General features: G+C 67.4%; 1 protein-coding gene. It reads right to left on the minus strand.

Annotation, left to right across the window (positions count from 1 at the left end):
* Positions 1-749, minus strand: a 749-nt coding sequence (locus IB264_RS34200) for a sulfate/molybdate ABC transporter ATP-binding protein (protein ID WP_192435372.1), incomplete at both ends; no start/stop codon positions are given.

Here is a 749-nt window from a genome sequence, read left to right on the forward strand (position 1 = left end):
GGCAGTTCGATTTCGGCATGCGGATGGTTGCGGCCGAGGTCGAGTTCGAGATGGCGGGTACCGGCGACGCGGCGGCTGGCGGTGACCAGGCCGGCGAGACAGCCGCCGCAGCCATCGATCAGCTCGATGTCGTGCGGGCGGAAGTAGAGGGTGGCCGGGCCGTCGGGCTCGGTCGGGGCTCTGAGGCCGATCGGCCGGTCCTCGAACCAGATCTCGCCGTTGGCAAGGGTGACGGCAAGCGCGTTCGACTGGCCGATGAAGCCGTAGACGAACGGCGACACCGGATGGTCGTAGATCTCGTCGGGGGTGCCGACCTGTTCGATCGTGCCCTTGCTCATCACCACCACCCGGTCGGCAAGCTCCAGCGCCTCTTCCTGGTCATGGGTGACGAAGATGGTGGTGTGGCCGGTGCGGTCGTGGATCTCGCGCAGCCAGCGCCTGAGTTCCTTCCTGACCTGGGCATCGAGTGCGCCGAAGGGCTCGTCGAGCAGAAGCACGTTCGGCTCGACCGCCATGGCGCGGGCGAGCGCCACGCGCTGGCGCTGGCCGCCCGACAGCTGCGCCGGATAACGCTTCTCAAGCCCGGAGAGCTGGACGAGATCGATGAGATCAAGCGCGCGCTTGCGGATGTCGGCCGCCGGTGGCCGGCGGTTGGCCGGACGCACCTTCAGCCCGAAGGCGACATTGTCGAGCACCGTCATGTGACGGAACAGGGCATAGTGCTGGAACACGAAGCCGATGTTGCGCTC

The organism is Ensifer sp. ENS11 (assembly GCF_014851895.1).
Lineage (GTDB): Bacteria > Pseudomonadota > Alphaproteobacteria > Rhizobiales > Rhizobiaceae > Ensifer > Ensifer canadensis.